This window comes from Candidatus Methanoperedens sp. (assembly GCA_027460525.1).
Taxonomy (GTDB): domain Archaea; phylum Halobacteriota; class Methanosarcinia; order Methanosarcinales; family Methanoperedenaceae; genus Methanoperedens.
This window is the reverse complement of sequence record JAPZAS010000007.1, coordinates 1-4352: the sequence shown is the minus strand read 5'-3', so window position 1 is coordinate 4352 and position 4352 is coordinate 1. Positions and strand designations below refer to the sequence as shown.

Here is a 4352-nt window from a genome sequence, read left to right as displayed (position 1 = left end):
TCTATTTATCTAAGGAACTATCTCTTATAAGCTTCAACGATTCGGTTAGTTCCTTTACTTCATTAACCTCGGTAGCTACGGTCGGAATAAATGGTAAGAATCTATATAGATTATATATTTTATTAAGATAGTCTTTATTTTCTTAATATAATAATTGTATTGCATGGAAAATATCGAAAAGAAGAATCATACTGGCAAAGCAGACATTCACGTACACACCAGATATTCAGGGTTCGGAGAATATTCTTTTATTCATTTCCCTGAATCCGTCACCGACCCCGTAAAAGCCGTTGAGGCTGCCTGCAGAAAAAAACTAGATGTCCTGTGCATAACAGACCATAATACAATTCAGGGCGCCCTCATCGCTAAAAAGCACGCAAGAGATATCGATGTTGTAATCGGTGAAGAAATATCAAGCACAGAAGGTGAAATCCTGGCATTGTTTATCCAGCAAGAAATCAAACCAATGCTTGGCGCTCCTGAGACTATAGACCGTATACATGAACAGGGAGGTGTTGCCATAGCAGCTCATCCTTTCAGCCCACAATGTCCATCCCTCGGAAAGAAGATACGCTATTTAAAACTGGACGGCGTGGAAGTATTTAATGCATGCCATCGTGATGCCTACTCCAATTTAATGGCACAGACCTTCTCTCCCGGAAAACTGGCAAAGATGGGGAGCAGCGATGCCCATTCAATAGATATGATAGGGAACGGATATACGATTTTTGAAGGGAGAACTGCAGAGGAACTAAGGAAATCCATCATGAAAAGAAAAACTTCCTTCGGAGGAAGCAAAACACCGCTATCAGAGTGCATGTTGTGGAGCAGGGAAATAGCCATAGAATGCATTAAAATGATTTTTAATTCTCTGAAGGGAGAGAAAAGCCAGGACATATTATACTCGGAAATAGATAAAACTACAAAAAAGACCAAAGCCCTGGGATTGATTGGCGCTGCACTGTATATCGGGTTACCGTTATCGTATTTTTTCGGAGTATCAGGTGAAATTATCCTGAATGTAAAGGGTAAAAGAAAGTGGAATGAGAACAATGGGCATTTAACATGATAACTGTTCATACGCAGTATTTATGATTCACAACCAATGAAAAGAAGGCTTTTCTACTGATTTTATGTAGCATATATAGATTATTGTGATAAATTATATAACTCTGTGAGTGGAATTTCGATATGGTGATAGAAATGAAAGAAAAGAAACAAAATATGAAAAAATCCCTCTCCTGCGGCACACGGCACAATCCACCCGAAGATGGATTTACGGAACTAAATCAGGAAGATAAGGAGATGTACCTGTTCCTGCGCGGCGGATTTTCTGCCAAGTAGGAAGAGTTGAGACTATGAATACACTCGACATTCTGACATATATTTGCGAAAAAAGAGAGGAATTTGTAGCGAATGGATTGAATGCACAGGCTGCATTAACAGAAGCAATGCATGCAATAGCTGAAGAATATCATATATGCTCGGCATCAATAACTAAACTGGTTGCCCTGTGATGAAACCGTGTTGAATCTGCTTATCCTCAAACTTATTGAAAAAAATGAGCTTGAATAGGATTGAAATTTTTCTGATAATTCTTCTTCTCATACTCGCTCTGATGATGGTATTTAGATGATAGACCATCCAAAATTTTTCAAAAAAATTACTGATTCCATTATTACCATCGTCCTGTATGTACTGTTGTTGGCTCTCATTGCAGGAATGCTGCGGATATTACTTGATATTCGCACTGTTGCGATAGACTCGCTCGATGGCGGTTTTAACAAAATAGTTACTAACGTTCTCACGCTGTTTATTGTGATTGAGTTCTTCAAGACCTTTGCAGACTATTCCAAACATGAAAGAATCAAGCTCACCGACATAAGCGACGTCACGATTTTAATAGCCATGCGTGAGGTCACTGTCGGGCTTTACTCCAGATCATTTGGATATGAAACTATTTTCGCTCTCTCGGCGCTGCTACTGGTGCTTGGAGTTATAAGGGTGCTGGCTGTCAGGTACTCGCCAGAAAAGGCTTGAAGGCGGTTACAATTCTTTTGATGGCATATTTATACTGATTTTATTTAGTATATATAGAATATTGAGATAAAATATATAATATTCAGTGTAAAACTATACTATATGAATACAAAAATAGGCATAAACTCTCCTCAGATAAAAGATTTTGGAGGAGCCATAGATCCATGTGAAGTGGATATCATTGAACTTGGTCTTGATAGAATGGATTTTTTGGACGAACAAAAAGGGAAGGAACTGTTGTCAATAGCTGCCTATCTTGCCTCATCTTTTGGCACTGAATTTACTATCCATGCCCCGCACATCTATTCCAGGATTGAGGGATTAAAGATAGATTTTTCAACTAATAATGAAAAAAATTTCACTGTTATGGAAAAAGTCGTCAAGGTCGCCGCAGAAATAGGAGCAGGATATATTGTTGTTCATCCAGGCAGTCAGAATGGTAGAAGAAAATGTCTTAACTTGAATATTCTTAATTTAAGTTATATATGTGGTCTTGCCGAAGAATACGGCGTCATCCTCCTTTTGGAGAACCTGTTTGATAGAGAGGGAGGAAATAAAGTTGGTGTGTTTCCGCGAGAAATTTTCCATATAATTGAAATGGTAGGTTCGGAGAATTTAAAGATAAATCTGGATATTGGTCATGCGTTTATTGCCTCCAATGCTTATGGGTTATCCCTGGACGATTATTTTGAATTAGGTAGCTATATACATCAAGTGCATCTTCATGATAACTTTGGCATTCTGGAGCCTGAAGAAGCAATGTTTGGAGACCGCCACCTTCCTATTGGACTTGGAAAAATAAATTTCAGGGAAGTATTTAAAAACATATTAGAGACAAATGCAAGAAACCTGATTCTGGAGGTTAAAAATTCGGCGAGGGAAGATACCCTGAAAAGCCTTGCACAAATCAGAGAATTTTGCAGTTTGCGATCTGGATTAATTCCTGCAATATCGCATTCCATTGAACAGACTGTCGCATGCATTCAACAGGCTTAAAACTTACATCTCGATTTACTGATTTTATATAGCATCTATAGATTCTTGGGAGAAAACCTATATACTCCTCAGAAAATCTATGTAAAGATGAATAATGAAATTAAAAAGACAAGTGCAGAAATAAGGAAAGTCCAGGTAACAGGAAAATCAACGTTCGTTGTTTCTCTCCCCAAGAGGTGGGCTGTCAGTGCCGGAATAACCTCCGGTTCCCTTGTTCACATGCATCCCCAGGAGGACGGGACTCTTCTTTTAACTTCAAACGGCGGTTTTGCGCCCCAGGGTCCAAAGAGCCTGAATATAGATGGAAGGGTGGGCGAGCCGCTGATAAGAGATATAATAGCCACCTACGTTGCCGGATATCGTGTGATTGAGCTTAAAGCCAAAAATATAACACATGAGCAGAGAAAAGATATAACGGCTATAGTCAAAAAGTTGATAGGTATTGAGATTATCGAAGAGACGCATGATAAGGTGATAATTCAGGATATCTCGAATCCGGGGGATATGCCTATCGATATGAGCTTTCGGCGCATGCATATAAAAGTGCAGTGGATGCTTGACAATACCATCAAGGCAATGAATACAAAAGATGTTTCTCTCGCCTCTGAGGTGGTAAGGCAGGACGATGAGATTGACCGCCTCCATCTATTGATATCAAAACAGTTCATGGATATTTTACTTCATTCAAGGATTTCCGAAAAAAGTGAACTCGGATTGACAGGGGCCTTCTACTACAGGCTGGCAAGCGACCAGTTAGAGCGCGTATCAGACCATGCGGGTAAGATTGCCGGCATAATGCTGGAATCAGGTGAAAAAATTCCTCATGCCATGCTCGATGAGATTGTTAAAATCGGTATCATCTCTTATAAGCTTGTCAATGATTCGGTTAGCTCCTTTACTAAATGTAATGCAGAGCTTGCAAACAAGGTTATCGAAGAGCATAAAAAAATAGGTGTAGAGCTGCACAGGATAAGGCACCCGCCAGCAACTCTTGATCCTGATGTGGTCATGTCCATAGGGCTCATAGCCGACAGCGTAAAAAGGATAGGGGATTATGCTGCAAATGTCGCCGAGTTAGCCATTGACTTCTCTAAGAGTATATAGGGTTCTAAGTTATCGTGAGATAATATTATAGACTCATAATAATCACGAGCGTTCGCCTTCTTGACAGGACCGCAAAGAGCTTTGATAATCTAATTTACATCTTCTGCGTTTTACTTTTAGAGATTTTTCCTGTGATGATTGCGTTTGGCGTGATATTTCTTGCGCAAAAGAAGAGAGCTGTTTGATCCGCTCATTCAATTAGCCAGACTGTG

Annotated in this window: 6 protein-coding genes; all 6 read left to right on the top strand. The window is 39.6% G+C overall.

The annotated features are described in order from the left end of the window. Nucleotides 1-163: 163 nt before the first annotated feature. The 6 genes from O8C68_02465 (at nt 164) to O8C68_02440 (ending at nt 4140) form a co-directional block, all read left to right on the top strand. Entirely contained in the window at nt 164-1069 is a 906-nt protein-coding gene (locus O8C68_02465) for a hypothetical protein (GenBank protein MCZ7394666.1), read from the top strand. Nucleotides 1070-1203: 134 nt separating this feature from the next. Beyond that, nucleotides 1204-1344 (top strand): hypothetical protein, encoded by a 141-nt coding sequence (locus O8C68_02460; protein ID MCZ7394665.1) that lies wholly within the window; start codon nt 1204-1206, stop codon nt 1342-1344. A 14-nt stretch (nt 1345-1358) separates the two neighbouring features. Next, complete coding sequence (locus O8C68_02455) at nt 1359-1517, top strand: hypothetical protein (protein ID MCZ7394664.1); 159 nt, start codon at nt 1359-1361, stop codon at nt 1515-1517. Between the two features lie 115 nt (nt 1518-1632). Continuing rightward, nucleotides 1633-2040, top strand: a complete 408-nt coding sequence (locus O8C68_02450) for a phosphate-starvation-inducible PsiE family protein (protein ID MCZ7394663.1) — start codon at nt 1633-1635, stop codon at nt 2038-2040. Nucleotides 2041-2142: 102 nt separating this feature from the next. Beyond that, entirely contained in the window at nt 2143-3036 is an 894-nt protein-coding gene (locus O8C68_02445) for a sugar phosphate isomerase/epimerase (protein MCZ7394662.1), read from the top strand. An 87-nt stretch (nt 3037-3123) separates the two neighbouring features. After that, nucleotides 3124-4140: a phosphate uptake regulator PhoU gene (locus tag O8C68_02440; GenBank protein ID MCZ7394661.1), complete on the top strand. Its 1017-nt coding sequence runs from the start codon at nt 3124-3126 to the stop codon at nt 4138-4140. The last annotated feature ends 212 nt before the right edge of the window (nt 4141-4352 follow it).

Bases quoted from the DNA above. Each gene is read 5' to 3' on its own strand.
- O8C68_02455 (MCZ7394664.1), top strand. From the start codon at position 1,359: ATGAATACACTCGACATTCTGACATATATTTGCGAAAAAAGAGAGGAA.
- O8C68_02445 (MCZ7394662.1), top strand. From the start codon at position 2,143: ATGAATACAAAAATAGGCATAAACTCTCCTCAGATAAAAGATTTTGGA.
- O8C68_02450 (MCZ7394663.1), top strand. From the start codon at position 1,633: ATGATAGACCATCCAAAATTTTTCAAAAAAATTACTGATTCCATTATT.
- O8C68_02460 (MCZ7394665.1), top strand. From the start codon at position 1,204: ATGAAAGAAAAGAAACAAAATATGAAAAAATCCCTCTCCTGCGGCACA.
- O8C68_02440 (MCZ7394661.1), top strand. From the start codon at position 3,124: ATGAATAATGAAATTAAAAAGACAAGTGCAGAAATAAGGAAAGTCCAG.
- O8C68_02465 (MCZ7394666.1), top strand. From the start codon at position 164: ATGGAAAATATCGAAAAGAAGAATCATACTGGCAAAGCAGACATTCAC.